Annotated in this window: 10 protein-coding genes; 7 read left to right on the plus strand and 3 right to left on the minus strand. The window is 49.1% G+C overall.

Going from position 1 to position 14537, the window contains the following annotated elements:
• Positions 1–9: 9 nt before the first annotated feature.
• Together ACYVFD_RS25220 and ACYVFD_RS25225 are read left to right on the plus strand one after the other, a co-directional pair.
• On the plus strand, positions 10–3204 hold the full coding sequence (locus tag ACYVFD_RS25220) for an efflux RND transporter permease subunit (RefSeq protein ID WP_461093278.1): 3195 nt from the start codon (positions 10–12) through the stop codon (positions 3202–3204).
• Entirely contained in the window at positions 3179–4648 is a 1470-nt protein-coding gene (locus tag ACYVFD_RS25225) for a TolC family protein (protein ID WP_461093279.1), read from the plus strand. The genes ACYVFD_RS25220 and ACYVFD_RS25225 overlap by 26 nt, the downstream gene beginning before the upstream one ends.
• 94 nt (positions 4649–4742) lie before the next feature.
• Here the strand turns inward: ACYVFD_RS25225 and ACYVFD_RS25230 are convergent, their stop codons facing one another.
• Both ACYVFD_RS25230 and ACYVFD_RS25235 read right to left on the minus strand, forming a co-directional pair.
• Positions 4743–6245 (minus strand): helix-turn-helix domain-containing protein, encoded by a 1503-nt coding sequence (locus ACYVFD_RS25230; RefSeq protein ID WP_461093280.1) that lies wholly within the window; start codon positions 6243–6245, stop codon positions 4743–4745.
• A 15-nt stretch (positions 6246–6260) separates the two neighbouring features.
• On the minus strand, positions 6261–7373 hold the full coding sequence (locus ACYVFD_RS25235) for an o-succinylbenzoate synthase (protein ID WP_461093281.1): 1113 nt from the start codon (positions 7371–7373) through the stop codon (positions 6261–6263).
• Between the two features lie 83 nt (positions 7374–7456).
• Between ACYVFD_RS25235 and lpxK the strand changes: the two genes are divergently transcribed.
• The 4 genes from lpxK (at position 7457) to ACYVFD_RS25255 (ending at position 13170) form a co-directional block, all read left to right on the plus strand.
• The gene (gene lpxK, locus ACYVFD_RS25240) at positions 7457–8524 is read left to right on the plus strand and encodes a tetraacyldisaccharide 4'-kinase (RefSeq protein WP_461093282.1); all 1068 of its coding nucleotides are present in this window, start codon (positions 7457–7459) and stop codon (positions 8522–8524) included.
• A gap of 61 nt (positions 8525–8585) precedes the next feature.
• Positions 8586–10631, plus strand: coding sequence for a putative porin (locus ACYVFD_RS25245; protein WP_461093283.1), 2046 nt, complete (start codon positions 8586–8588; stop codon positions 10629–10631).
• 113 nt (positions 10632–10744) lie between these two features.
• Entirely contained in the window at positions 10745–12490 is a 1746-nt protein-coding gene (locus ACYVFD_RS25250) for a GMC family oxidoreductase (protein ID WP_461093284.1), read from the plus strand.
• 41 nt (positions 12491–12531) lie between these two features.
• Positions 12532–13170: a gluconate 2-dehydrogenase subunit 3 family protein gene (locus ACYVFD_RS25255; RefSeq protein WP_461093285.1), complete on the plus strand. Its 639-nt coding sequence runs from the start codon at positions 12532–12534 to the stop codon at positions 13168–13170.
• Positions 13171–13244: 74 nt separating this feature from the next.
• Here ACYVFD_RS25255 and ACYVFD_RS25260 read toward each other — a convergent pair whose 3' ends face one another.
• Positions 13245–14063 (minus strand): SDR family oxidoreductase, encoded by an 819-nt coding sequence (locus ACYVFD_RS25260; protein WP_461093286.1) that lies wholly within the window; start codon positions 14061–14063, stop codon positions 13245–13247.
• Positions 14064–14153: 90 nt separating this feature from the next.
• Between ACYVFD_RS25260 and ACYVFD_RS25265 the strand changes: the two genes are divergently transcribed.
• Positions 14154–14501, plus strand: a complete 348-nt coding sequence (locus tag ACYVFD_RS25265; protein WP_461093287.1) for a winged helix-turn-helix transcriptional regulator — start codon at positions 14154–14156, stop codon at positions 14499–14501.
• Positions 14502–14537 lie beyond the last annotated feature (36 nt).

Below are 14537 nucleotides of genomic sequence, written 5' to 3' on the forward strand. Positions count from 1 at the left end.
GAATCTCTCATGTTTGATTTATTTATAAAACGCCCCCTGCTGTCGGCCGTTATATCGGTATTGATTACGCTGCTGGGTGTATTGGCCTTACTGGAACTGCCCGTTACGCAGTTTCCTGATATTGTGCCTCCATCCGTTACCGTAACCGCCAAATATACCGGGGCCAATGCCGAAGTAGCCACCAAAGCCGTAGCTATGCCCCTCGAGCGGGCCATCAATGGGGTTCCGGGTATGGTGTACATGAACTCCGTATCGGGAAACGACGGGAGCACCATCATTCAGGTATTCTTTAAAGTAGGCACCGATCCCGATCTGGCGGCTATGGGCGTTCAGAATCGGGTTACGACGGTACTGGACGAACTCCCCGAAGAGGTAATTAAAGCGGGGGTGTCGACCGAAAAAGAGGTGAACAGTATGCTGCTGTACCTCAATATCTTCAGCGAAGACCCAACAGTGGATGAAAAATTCATCTACAATTTTGCCGACATCAATGTACTGGCCGAGCTAAAGCGGATTGATGGCGTGGGGTTCGTCGATATTATGGGCTCTCGGGAGTACTCTATGCGCGTATGGCTCCGACCCGATCGGATGACGGCCTACAGCATTTCTCCCGATGAAGTGATTACGGCCATTCGGCAGCAAAACGTAGAAGCGGCTCCCGGTAAAGCCGGTGAGAGTGCCGACCGTACACCGCAAATGCTGCAATATGTCCTACGATATAGCGGTAAATTCTTTGACCCGAAACAATACGAAAATCTCGTTTTGCGGGCCGAACATGACGGGCAGATCCTGCGCCTGAAAGATGTGGCCGACATCGAATTTGGTTCGCTCGATTATGATATGTTGTCTAAAACAGACGGACGCCCATCGGCTTCGATCATGATCAAGCAGCGGCCGGGCTCGAATGCGCGGGAGGTAATCAACAACATCAAAACGCGCATGGCCGAGTTGAAGGAAACCAGCTTTTCGCCGGGTATGACCTACAATTTTGCCTACGATGTATCGCGGTTTCTGGATGCTTCCATTCATGAGGTAATTCGGACCTTGATAGAGGCTTTCGTGCTGGTGTTTCTGGTTGTTTTTCTGTTTTTGCAGGACTGGCGGTCAACCCTGATCTGTGCGTTGGCGGTACCCGTAGCGTTGGTCGGGTCGTTTGCGTTCATGAGCAGCATCGGATTTTCCATTAACCTGCTCACGCTCTTTGCCTTAGTATTGGCCATCGGGATTGTGGTCGATAATGCCATTGTGGTTGTAGAAGCCGTGCATGCCAAAATGAGCGAAGACCATATGGAGCCTCGCGAAGCCACGTTTGCAGCCATGAACGAAATCAGTGGGGCGCTGGTGGCGATTACACTGGTTATGTCGGCGGTTTTTATTCCTGTCGCGTTTATGTCGGGTCCGGTGGGCATTTTCTACCGTCAGTTTTCGTTGACGCTGGCCATCGCCATCGTGATTTCCGGGATCAATGCCGTTACGTTAACACCTGCTTTGTGTGCGTTGTTGCTTCGGTCCTCGCACGATCATACACCTACGGGTGTGTTGGGTCGTTTTTTTGCCTGGTTCAATCGGGGTTTCGAAGCGCTTACCGGACGCTACCAGCGGGTATTGAAACGAGTAGCCAGCCGAGGGGTTATTACGTTGGGGATGCTGGCCCTGTTTGCCGGTGGTACCTGGGGAGTGAGCTCAATACTACCCGCAGGCTTTATCCCGACCGAAGACCAGGGAATGATCTACATCAACGTAACCACACCGGTTGGGGCTACCCTGAAGCGTACGGAAGAGGTACTGGATAGAATTCAGAAGGTGGCGTCGAAAATGCAGGCTGTCGACAATGTATCGACGCTGGCGGGCTATAGCCTGATGACCGATGGCGTAGGCGCTTCGTATGGTATGGGCATGATCAGTCTCAAAGATTGGGGGAATCGAACACAAACGCTGGAAGAGGTGATTGCCGAGCTGGAAGAGAAAACGAAACGGGTACAGGATGCCAGCATTCAGTTTTTCCCGCCACCGACCGTGCCTGGTTTTGGGAATTCGAGCGGTTTTGAACTTCGGATGCTGGATCGGACGGGGACGGGTGATCTGCAGAAGACTAAGAAAGTTGCCGATGCATTTGTGCAGTCTTTAAAAAAGCGACCCGAAATCGGTAACGCCTTCACGAGTTTTGATCCCAGTTTCCCGCAATACCTGTTGCAGGTCGATCAGGACAAAGCGGCCCAAAAAGGAGTGTCGATCGATAATGCCATGAGTACGCTTCAAACGCTGCTGGGAAGCTACTACGCATCCAATTTCATCCGGTTTGGGCAGATGTACAAAGTGATGGTCCAGGCGTCGCCCGAATACCGCGCCAAACCAGAAGATGTGCTGAACCTACGGGTAAAGAACAACGTAGGTGAAATGGTGCCCTATTCCAATTTCGTTCGGCTGGAACGGGTGTATGGCCCCGAACAGATTACCCGCTACAACATGTATATGTCAGCGCTGCTCAATGGTGATGCGGCACCGGGGTACAGTAGTGGTGATGCCTTGCGGGCGGTGCAGGAAGTGGCCGATAAGGAACTGCCACGCGGTTACTCATTCGCCTGGTCGGGGATGTCGCGCGAAGAGGTACTGTCGGGCGACCAGGCCATTTTTATCTTCCTGATCTGTCTGGTCTTTGTGTATCTCTTGCTGGTCGCGCAGTACGAAAGCTTATTTCTGCCGTTATCGGTATTGCTATCACTTCCGGCTGGGATTTTTGGGTCGTTTTTGTGCCTGCAACTGGCTGGTTTGCAAAATAATATCTACGCGCAGGTGTCGCTGGTCATGCTGATTGGGTTGATGGGTAAAAACGCCATTCTAATTGTTGAATTTGCCAATCAACGCCAGCAGGAAGGATTACCCATTTTGAAAGCGGCCATCGAAGGGGCTGTCACTCGTCTGCGCCCGATTCTGATGACCTCTCTGGCATTTATTGCCGGTCTTATTCCCCTTTGTATCGCATCGGGTGCTGGGGCATTAGGAAATCGTTCTATTGGTACCGCAGCCGCTGGCGGTATGGCAATCGGAACGGTGTTTGGACTGGTCTTAGTGCCGGGCCTATACGTGTTGTTTGCCAAACTTGCTCAAAAATTTGGAGCTACGAAATCGACCAGCGATAAGCCCAAACCTACCGCCAAATCCACTAAAACGAATTCGAATGGTGCCCTACTTCAAGAGTCGTAATATCCCCTGTTTTATTATAAGTGTTGTTTTGGCCAGTTACCTGAGTGGTTGTAAAATTGTTCATAACCCGGCGCCTATACCAAGCGTAACGGTGCCGCAAACCTATACCAACCGCTCCGGTGCCGATCGAAGCGATTCGACCAATATTGCCGGGCGGTCTCCTCAGGAACTGTTTACCGATCCGAACTTAGTTGCCCTGATTGATACGGCTCTGTCCCGAAACCTGGATCTGAAAATCGCTCGTCAACGTATCGAAGCTGTTCAGGCTACCTACCGGATCAGTCAGGGAGCGTTAATGCCACGGGTCGATGCCGTAGCTACAGCTTCCGTCGATCGGTATGGGCGTTATACGCTCAATGGGGTTGGCAATTACGATACGAACCTGTCGGGCAATGTGTCGGGCACAAGCCTGATTCCGAACCCAACGCCGGATTATTTTCTGGGGCTGCGGAGCTCTTGGGAGGTTGATCTGTGGGGGAAGCTTCGTAACCGACGACGGGCAGCCTATACGCGCATACTGGCCTCGCAGGAAGGGCGAAACTTGATCGTAACCAGCCTGATTGCCGATGTTGCCCGACTGTATTATACCCTCTTAGCGTTAGATGCTGAGCTGGAAATCATCGGCGATAACGTCGAACTTCAGCAGAAAGCCGTCGAATTAGTCGAAGTCCAGAAGGCCGCGGGTCGGGTGACGGAGTTGGCTGTTCAACAGTTTAAAGCACAATTGCTTAATACGCGGGCACTGGAAGGTCGGGTGTTACAAGATATTGTCGAGACTGAAAATCAAGTGAACAGACTGCTAGGCCGGTATCCTCAACCGATAGCCCGAGGAGCTTCCATTGAGAAACAGTCGGTCCCTACAGCTATCTCCGCTGGTATTCCTTCTCAGTTGGTCCGTCGTCGTCCCGATATTCGACAGGCCGAACGCGAACTCGAAGCGGCCAATGTCGATGTGGCCGTAGCACAGGCCGAGTTTTTGCCATCGCTTAATCTGACGCCTTATCTGGGATTCAATGCGTTTCGGCCGGGTGTACTGTTGAATCCGCAATCATTGGCGCTGGGAATATTCGGTGGACTGGCTGTACCCGTTTTGAATCGTCGGCAGTTACAGGGCAACCTGGCTTTGGTAACTGCCCAGAGCCGCGAAGCGTATTATGCCTATCAACGGACGATTATCAACGGCGTTTCGGAGGTGCTGACTAGCCTGAAAGGGTTAGAGAACTACCGGAATGTAGCCAGTCTACAGCGTCAGGAAGTGTCTGTATTGCGTCAGGCAACGGCTACCTCAAATGAGCTTTTTGCCAATGGCTATGCAACCTATCTGGAAGTGATTACCGCCCAGCGGAATGTGTTTGAGGCCCAACTGGCCCTGATCACAACCAAACGGTCGCAGTTTCTGGCCTTAGTGGATCTTTATCGAGCACTAGGCGGAGGAACGAAATAATGTATAATGTATAATGTATAATGTATAATGTATAATGTATAATGTATAGCGGGTTGCTAGCTACAATTATACATTATGCACTTTGCATTATACATTATTTCAGTTTTTCCATCGCTTTCTTGGTGGCTTCAAACTGGCGCTTCTTTTGAAGGACGGTTGGAGCAGAGACCCGTTCGCGACAGTCGAATATACCGCATCGTTCGCAGGTTTGATTCACAACACGAAACGGTATATTTTCCAGTGATTTGATGTCATGGGGGGGCGCCAGGAATTTCATTTTACTTCTCAGCGTATCGTTGACAGCAAAACACATGGATACGCTCATGTTTTGCTGAAACTGCGGCTGAATCGGGTGAGCGACTGAGATAATCAGGTATTGTAGTCCAGAATCGGCGTATTCCGATAGTTGGGCGCGGCAAAGGGCACCATCGAATGTTTTGTGCTGCTGTAGAAACTGAAGCTCCTGAAGAATAGTCCAGGCAATCCAACGGCGGCAGAAATGTTCGTCCATGATACTGCGCGGCCCCTGCTGACGCGAGAGGTGCATCTCTTTTGTCAGTTGGAACGTAGCCTGGCCGGGCGTGTGGTTGAACCGATAGAAGAAAAGTTGGTCGATGCCGAAATAGCTCGGCAGGACATTGCTGAGCCGGTAGAAAAACCGTTCGGGTGTAGAACCAAACTGGGCGATCAATTGCAGAAAATCGTCGTTACTCCAGGTATCGCGGGCAAACAATTCACCGAGTTTGGAAACTAGCGCATCCCGTCGGATGAGAATGGCACCGGCAAAATAAGACGCCTTGTAATTGTTCAGGATTTGCTCAAACGACTCCGCTTCGACCCAGGAGTACGTATAGGGACGATTTTTCAGCGACAAATAGTGAAACCCGACTTCGCGACCCAGAATAAACAACCGCTGCTCGACCGACAGACCAGCATTGAGATGTAAGGTTAACTGTTCAGGGCGGAAAATTGACCGTAGCGAAATCAGCTCGGGTTGCGTAAGAGGATCAAATTGTTCGATCCGAATATCGTACCGGGTTTTCAGCAGGTTCGTCAGCAGAGCTTCATCGACGGCCTGGTTGGGTGACGTAGCAAATTCGGTTAGAAACTGATCGGCATCGGCTTCGATTTCCGGGAAATAGTTGTCGTGCATCTCCTGATACGACCGCAGCATCGTCAGGTATAACCGTTCAACGCTCATGTTATAACTCAGGGCTATATCCATAAACGTGCGGATCATAGCACTGACTTTAGCAGGGGCTTCGGCCAGGAGTTCGAGCAGGTCCGACGGATCAATGCCAAAGAGTTCAAGCGGAATTTCGGTCAGAAATTTTGACCGCAGCAGATCCGAAATCGGCTCTAGTTTTTTACTGAGTTTGAGCGATACCAGCGAATCATAATCGATATGCATGGCATCCGCCAGGGCCGAAATCTTGTCTGCTTTGGGGTATTTTCGGCCCTTTTCGATTTCAGTAACGTACGAAATCGACAAGCCGGAAAGGTGAGCCAATTCGCTGACCGACAAGCCTTTGTCGAGCCGTAACTGGCGGAGTTTAAGGCCAAATAACAGACGGATATGATCAGCAGGGAGATTCAAAAGAGCGAAGTAGGGTTAAGTAAGCGACGATCCTGTTGCATCGACCGAAAGAGGGGCGAAGTTCCAGGAGCGATTGACGTCGTAATGTAAAAAACCATGATCGACAAACAATGGACTCTCGACGTTATTATAAAACAATTGACCAGTTCCCAGCCCTTGCGGCAACAGATGTTTAAACTGTGCGGTGTACTGAGCAATGGCATTGAGCCCAATATTTGATTCAAGAGCCGAGGTGATCCACCAGCCTATATTAAGCCGACCGGCCAGTTCAATCCACTCATCGGAATGCCGGAGCCCACCCAATAAAGTTGGTTTCAGGACGATATACTGGGGTTGTATTTTTTTTAATAGCCGAAACTTGTGAACGTATTCCATTTGCCCGATCAGCTCTTCATCGAGTGCGATGGGGACGGGCGAGTGGCGGCAAAGATCGGCTAAAGCATCAGCTTGACCCGCACGGATGGGCTGCTCAATGGAATGAAGCTGGTAGCTGGCTAATCGTTCCAGTTTGGGCATTGCTTCCTCTGGCTTGAAAGCCCCGTTGGCATCTACCCGCAGCATGATTTGGTCGGCCGAAAAGCGTTCCCGAATCATAGCCAGCAAATCGCACTCCTGCTCAAAATCAAGAGCGCCAATTTTTAGCTTGATCGTAGTATAACCCGCCTGTAACTTTTCCTCAATTTGCTGGCGCATGAAAGTCGGATTGCCCATCCAGATCAGCCCATTGATAGGCAACGACCGATTGCCGGTTGTAAACTCCGACGGGCGAATCAATTGCCGACCACCGTTCAGAAAATCGAGCATGGCCGTTTCGAATCCAAACAAAATGCTCGGAAACTGCGGGCTAATGATCTGGTTAAGGATGATCGGGACATTCCAGCTAAAGATCTGAAGGTCAAGCTCATTGAATTCCTGGCAATACTTATGCAGGCAGTCGGTAAAATCTGGACGGTCATCATAGCTCAGCCCGGCCAGCGGACCACATTCACCATAACCGACAACCGATGGATGTTCGTCGTCGAAAAGCCGTATTATATACGATGTTTTCTTCGTCAGCGCACCTCGGGAGGTACCTGCTTCGAAGCGAAAATGCAGCGTATAAGGTAGGAAGTCGGCTTTTAAACTCATTGTGAGGGTGGTGAGGAGGGGAAAACCCAGCCCTAAAAGTACTACTTTTGACTGCTCAAACGGGCAAACTTACGAAAATATTAATGAAACGGTTTCTGGTTAATTGTTTACTCATCCCACTCAGTAGAATCTATGGATTAATCATGGATTTTCGTAATTGGCTCTTTGATAATAACTTATTCACATCTACACGACCCTCTGTTTATGCTGTCAGCGTAGGTAATTTAACCGTAGGAGGCACTGGAAAAACGCCAATGGTCGAATTTTTGATTAAACGGTATCTATCAAATGAACCTACATTGGTTGGGGCAGTTGCTACGCTAAGCCGGGGGTACGGACGAAAGACGAAAGGTTTCCGAATCGCGACAAATACGGATACGGCCGAAACAGTCGGGGATGAGCCGTTACAGATATATCGCAAGTTTGGTCAGCGGATTCGGGTGTGTGTGGGTGAACGACGGGTGGAGGCTATCCAGTCGCTACTGGCGGTTTATCCCGAAACGGCTTGTGTCGTACTCGATGATGCGTTTCAGCATCGGGCAGTTCGGCCGCATCTATCCATTTTATTGACCGATTACAACCGACTATTTTATGACGATTACCCGTTTCCGGCCGGGCGACTTCGCGAACGACGTATGGGCGCTCGTCGGGCCGATGCGATTGTGGTGACCAAATGCCCGATCAACCTCTGGAAGACAGAACAGCAGCGAGTCGTCGCACGGATTCGATCATATACCAGGCCAGATACGCCTATTTTTTTTGCCGGACTTCAGTATGGCCAGCCCGTATCGTTTGCTACGCATCAGCCAGTTGCTGGTTTGACGAATGTAACGTTGGTATCCGGGCTGGCCAATGCCGATCCATTAGAAAACTACGTTCGGCAAACGTATGGTATCCGAAAGCACTATCGATTTGCGGATCATTATGCTTACTTGCGTGCCGACCTTGAGTCGATAATAGCAGTTTTACCAGCGGATTCTGCCATCTTAACCACCGAAAAGGATTGGGTAAAGCTTGATGCTCTGCTGACGGCAGAAGAGCGATCAACCTGGCCGCTGTATTATCTACCCATTGCGGTTCAGTTTTTAGATGGAGATGAGATGAAGTTTCTGGCGTTTTTAGATGACCGCTTCCGGGCCTATGAAGCTTAAAAATCGTTAAGTGAGCGCTATATTTTGCACCCATGGGCTGTTTTGCCGTACTTTTGAGTTAATGAATCGGAGTTTTCTTGTTTTGGTTTTGATGCTCAGCCTGGTGGTCAGGAGTTGGGCACAGCAGTTTCCCGGTGGCGTTCCGTCCGGGTTTGGTGGTCGTCAGGCTATGCCGGCTTCAACAACTGGATCATCTGGTAGTGGTATCGACGACTCGACGAAGGTAATTTATGGGCCTAAATCGACGCGCTACGTGTTGGAAGATGATATTCTGAACAACCGCCGAAAACTGTATACACTGGATACTACCATGGATGAGAGCCATCGGTATACCTACGTTCAGCGAAGCCAGAATCTTTATCAGGACCTAGGAACCTTGGGAACGCCGATCCGATCCGTCTTTATTCAGGCACCACAGCAATTGGGGACCCAGTCAGGCTATTACGTGTTTAATCCGTATGCCTTTCAAACGCTGGGCGTCAAATACTTCGACACGAAATCGCCATTTACCGACATGTACCTGGCATTGGGTGGCAACAACCAGAATATCTTGCGCTTCGATATGGCGCAGAATGTTACCCAGCGCTGGAACGTAGGCTTCAACCTCCAGCGATTTACCTCCCAAAAACAGTTTGGTACTGCTGGTAACAATGACCCGTTTAAGCTGCTGGCCCAGAACTGGGGCTTTTTAGCGCACACCAACTACCGCTCGAAAAACGATAAGTACACCCTGCTGGCTCATTTCAACAACATGAATCATGTCCTCGATGAGCAGGGGGGGGTAGTACCCGGTTTAACGGCCGCTAATGAACCGATTATTTACAATTACACCGGCGATGCCCGATTGCGAAGTGGTAGTTCAAGTTCATCGTCGTCAGCTACACAGGGGCCGCATGGTTGGGAAATTCGAAACGACTGGCATGTGTATCATCAGTATGTACTGGATAAAGGTTTTCAACTGTATCACCGCTTTGATTATCAGACGCAGAAGAATTTTTATCAGGACGATACTCTCAAACTGAATCGATATATCCTGTCGCCTGTCTTACCACCCGGCAGAGATACACTTACATTCTACCCATCCTTGTCCAGCGATAGCTCCCGTATCTTTCAACGTTCGCGGTTCCGGTTGCTGGAAAATCAGTTTGGTATAAAAGGAGTTGCGCAATACAAGGGCGCTTCGTTCAATTACCGGGCTTATCTGCGCATACGGAATTATCGGCAGGTGACATACTATAACACCTCCCGCTCTGTTTATAATCAGTACGAAACACCACGAACCGAAACCTTTGTTGGTGGATGGGCCGGGTATTATTTTCCTGACAGCTTATCCCGCCTGACGGCAGAAGCGGAGTTTGGCGCGAATACAAAGGGAAATGTTACCTACCGGATTCAGGGGCAATTTGAAAGCAAGTGGTTGACAGCCGGGTATTCTACCATTACCACCAATCCGACTTTGTTGCAGGAGCGTTTTCAAAGTATTGTGTTCTCTTGGCAGCATAATGATTTTAATTTGCCCAAATACAACCATGCTTATGGGAAACTCAATCTTCAGTATAAGCAGTTACGCATCCAGCCTAGCTTAGATTATTATCTACTAAAGGATTATATCTATTTCAACGACAAAGCTGTACCAGCACAGACTCAGAAGGGCGAACTCATACACATCTTTCAGCCTGGAGTTGGATATCATCTACAAATCGGGAAGTTTTTGGTAGCTGGGCAAGCGTACTATACCGTGAAAGAAGGGCCGGATGTGATTCGGATGCCGCCATTCTTTATCAATACCCGCCTACAGTACGAGTTCCTGTACGCTAAGGTACTCTATATTCAGACGGGGATAGATTTACATTACAAATCGCCTTATTATGCGGACGCCTATATGCCCGTTGCACAGCAGTTTTACTTACAGAATCGCACACAGGTAGAGGGGTATGTACTGGCCGATGTGTATGCGAATTTACGTGTAAACCGTACCCGACTGTTCATCAAACTGACGCATGCGAATCAGGGCGTTTTACAGGGAGCTGGTTATTTTGTAGCCCCCGATTTTCTGCAAATGCGCCGTGGATTTGCCTTTGGAGTAGACTGGTATTTGTTTGACTAATCTAAAAAAGCTCTACTCCTTATAGTTTAAACAGGTATTTTTACCAGCCTGTTGCTTTTAGTAGTATAAACTATCAATTTGCTCAACAAAATTGATAAAACGTTAAAATTTTCATGGATTCATTTCAGATTAAAAAAGCTCCTACCCAATATGATGTCGCTATTGTTGGCTCAGGAGCTGGTGGGGGTATGGCGGCTTACACACTGGCGAAAGCTGGTGCAAAAGTCGTATTACTCGAAGCGGGTGGCTACTTTGACCCCGCCGATCCGAAATACATTACGCAACTGAAATGGCCCTGGGAGTCGCCCCGCCGTGGGGCTGGCACTACCCGTGCGTTCGGTGATTTCGATGCCGCCTGGGGTGGCTGGGAAATTGAAGGTGAACCGTATACTAACGTAAAAGGATCGGATTTTCAATGGTTTCGCTCCCGGATGCTGGGAGGTCGTACCAACCACTGGGGCCGGATTTCGCTTCGCTTTGCTCCCGACGATTTTCGGCGTAAAAGTATGACCGGTGTTGGGGAAGACTGGCCCATCGGCTACGATGATCTCAAACCTTTCTATGATCGCGTCGACCGATTGATTGGCGTTTTTGGCTCCGTTGAAAATATGCCGTCTGAACCCGATGGAATCTTCCTGCCACCGCCTAAGCCACGGCTTCACGAGCTGATGATTCGGAAAGGTGCCCGGAGCATCGGTATTCCGGTGATTCCGTCGCGTTTATCCATTCTGACCAAGCCCATCAACAACGAGCGTGGCCAGTGTTTCTACTGTAGTCAGTGCGGACGCGCCTGTCAGGCCTATGCCGACTTCTCGTCGTCGTCGGTATTGGTGAAGCCTGCTCTCAAAACGGGTAATGTAACGCTCATCAACGGCGCAATGGTGCGTGAAGTGCTGACCGATCCAACCACCGGACTGGCAACGGGTGTTAGTTACGTGGATACGCAAAGCTTGCAGGAGATTACGGTAAAAGCCAAAACGGTTGTACTAGCGGCCAGTGCTGGTGAAACGGCCCGTTTGCTACTCAACTCCAAATCGAGCCGTTTCCAGAGAGGTCTGGCCAATACGAGTGGCGTTGTTGGGAAATACATCAACGACTCAACGGGCGCATCAAGATCCGCGTTTGTTCCGGCGCTAATGGACCGCAAGCGGTACAATGAAGACGGCGTAGGTGGTATGCACGTCTTTACACCCTGGTGGCTCGATAATAAGAAACTGGATTTCCCGCGTGGGTATCACATCGAGTACTGGGGCGGTATGGGTATGCCTGCTTATGGTTTCGGCTGGGGTATTGAAGCTATGAACGGAATGATTCCCGGTCGGGATGGAAAGATGAAACCGGGCGGAGGCTACGGCGCTAGTTTGAAAGATGATTACCGGCGGTTCTATGGTGCCTATGTCGGCATGGCGGGGCGAGGTGAGCCCGTGCCTCTCGAAAGCAACTACTGCGAAATCGATCCGAACGTAGTCGACAAATATGGTATTCCGGTGCTGCGCTTCAATTATAAATGGTCCGACTATGAGATCAAACAGGCCAAGCACATGCAGGAAACGTTTGAGGAAATCATTCACTCGATGGGTGGTATTGCACTGGGCGATAAACCAAATGCATCCAATAATTATGGTCTGGCCGCTCCTGGGTTAATCATCCACGAAGTCGGAACAGCCCGCATGGGTAAAGATCCTAAAAACTCTGTTTTGAATGGCTATCAGCAGGCGCACGATGTGAAAAACCTGTTTGTCGTAGATGCGGCTCCATTCCCGTCGCAAGGCGATAAAAATGTGACCTGGACCATTTTGGCGTCTTCTATGCGTACCAGTGAATACTTAATCGATCAGGTAAAACAAAAGAATATCTAAACCCAGGTGTAGCTCAGCAATACACCAAGCTACTATAACTTATGAAACGCAGAGATTCTTTAAAAGCGCTTTCTCTGACCAGTTTTGGACTGGCGGTTAATCCTGTCGAGGCTGCTGTACCGGCACCACCCGAGCCGAAGCCCTTAAAAATTCCAGGTGGGCGTCAGAAGTTTGAAGCCGAGCGGGATGCGAAGCTGATGGCCGAGAAGTTTTTTACCCCGCACGAGTTGCAGACGGTAACGGTGTTGTCCGATATCATTATTCCGGCTGATGAACATTCGGGAAGTGCCTCGCAGGCGGGTGTACCGGCATTCATCGAATTTATGATGAAGGATCAGCCCCGCAACCAGACGCCCATGCGTGGCGGCATAAAGTGGCTCGACAATACGTGTGTAAAACGGTACGGGAAGCCATTCGTGCAGTGTACAAAAGCACAGCAAATCGAACTCGTCGATCAGATTGCCTATCCCTCGAAAGTGAAACCAGAATTATCGCAGGGCGTTGCGTTCTTCTCGATGATGCGGAACATGACCGCTTCCGGCTTTTATACCAGCCAGATGGGGATCAAAGATTTGGGCTATGTTGGTAACGTCCCCAACCAGTGGGATGGCGTTCCGGCTGATGTGCTCAAGCAATATAACCTGGCATACGAAGAGCGTGAACTAAAGCAGGATAAGTAGTATCAGCTTTCTAAACAGAAAAGCGCAGGGAAACCTCTGCGCTTTTCTGTTTAGAAAGTATAGCTGTCTGATAATTAGGCAAAATTCATAGCGATTTTTTCGAGATATTCCTCAATAGGTATTGTGTTTCGCATGGAAAGCAACTGATTGCCCATAGTGCCAATAACCGTTCGAAATTTTTTACTTTCGCCCGTTGCGAGTTTATAAATTTCCTTGACTATCGTCAACGTGTCATCCTTTAGACTATCGTCGGCATGCTCCATCATGTGTTTTAGCTTAGCCAGGAGGCCATCGTAAGCCGAGATGGTTGGGTCAGTACTCCAGATCACATTGTTGACAAAATTATTATCCGTTGAACCACCCTGTTCGATCAGGTGTAAATCAATATTCAACGGCTTCAATTCATAAAATAATCCCTCAGTCAGCCCTTCCAATGCAAATTTGGACATATTATAGAGTGAGCCTAAGGGGACAGCTGTGGTTAAGCCCATGAAGGAGCTTACGTTGATAAATTTTCCACCGCCATTGGCCCGAAAGTGGGGAAGAAAAGCCCGGATTACATTAATCGGTCCTCGGGTATTGACGGCAAACTGCCAGTCAATAGCATCTTCTCTGGCTAGTTCCAAAGCTCCGTACACGCCTGTACCGGCATTGTTCAGCACAACATCTATTTTCCCAAACCGATCGATTGTCTGTTTTACGGCCTCCTTTACCTGATCGACATCGGTTACATCCAGTTTGAATACGGCGATGTTCGAAAGTTGCGTTAGTTCGGTTTCTTTCTCCGGCGAACGCATCGTAGCGGCCACCTGCCAGCCTTGTTCAGAAAAAAATTTGGCACTGGCTTTTCCCAGACCAGTACTTGTGCCTGTAATAAAAATTGTTTTGCTCATTTTCTTCAGAATATCTTAATAGACGAGCAAAAGTATGTTGAATATGATATACCTTTGTAACCAGTATCACAGAGTATACCAGATTCTAAAATGGCAAAACAGGTATCAACTAGAAATCATGGTGAAGAATTAAATGCCTTACAGGATACAATTTATGTGATCGGAGGGAAGTGGAAACTGCCGATCATCAACGCCATTTGCAATGGAAATAAACGCTTTCGGGAAATCGAACGGAGTATTCCGGGCATCACAACTCGAATGCTGTCGCGTGAGTTGAAAGAATTAGAAATGAACAAGCTGATCGTTCGTACCGTCTACCCTGATACGCCGGTTTTAGTAGAGTACACATCAACGGAGTATTGCAAGTCGCTTGGTGGTGTAATTCAGGCCATGATCGACTGGGGAAAGGCACATAAGCAGAAAATCAGGGAATCTTAATGCTGTTTTTACAAAGTCAGAATCTTAAAAAATAAT

It is taken from the genome of Spirosoma gilvum (assembly GCF_054776815.1).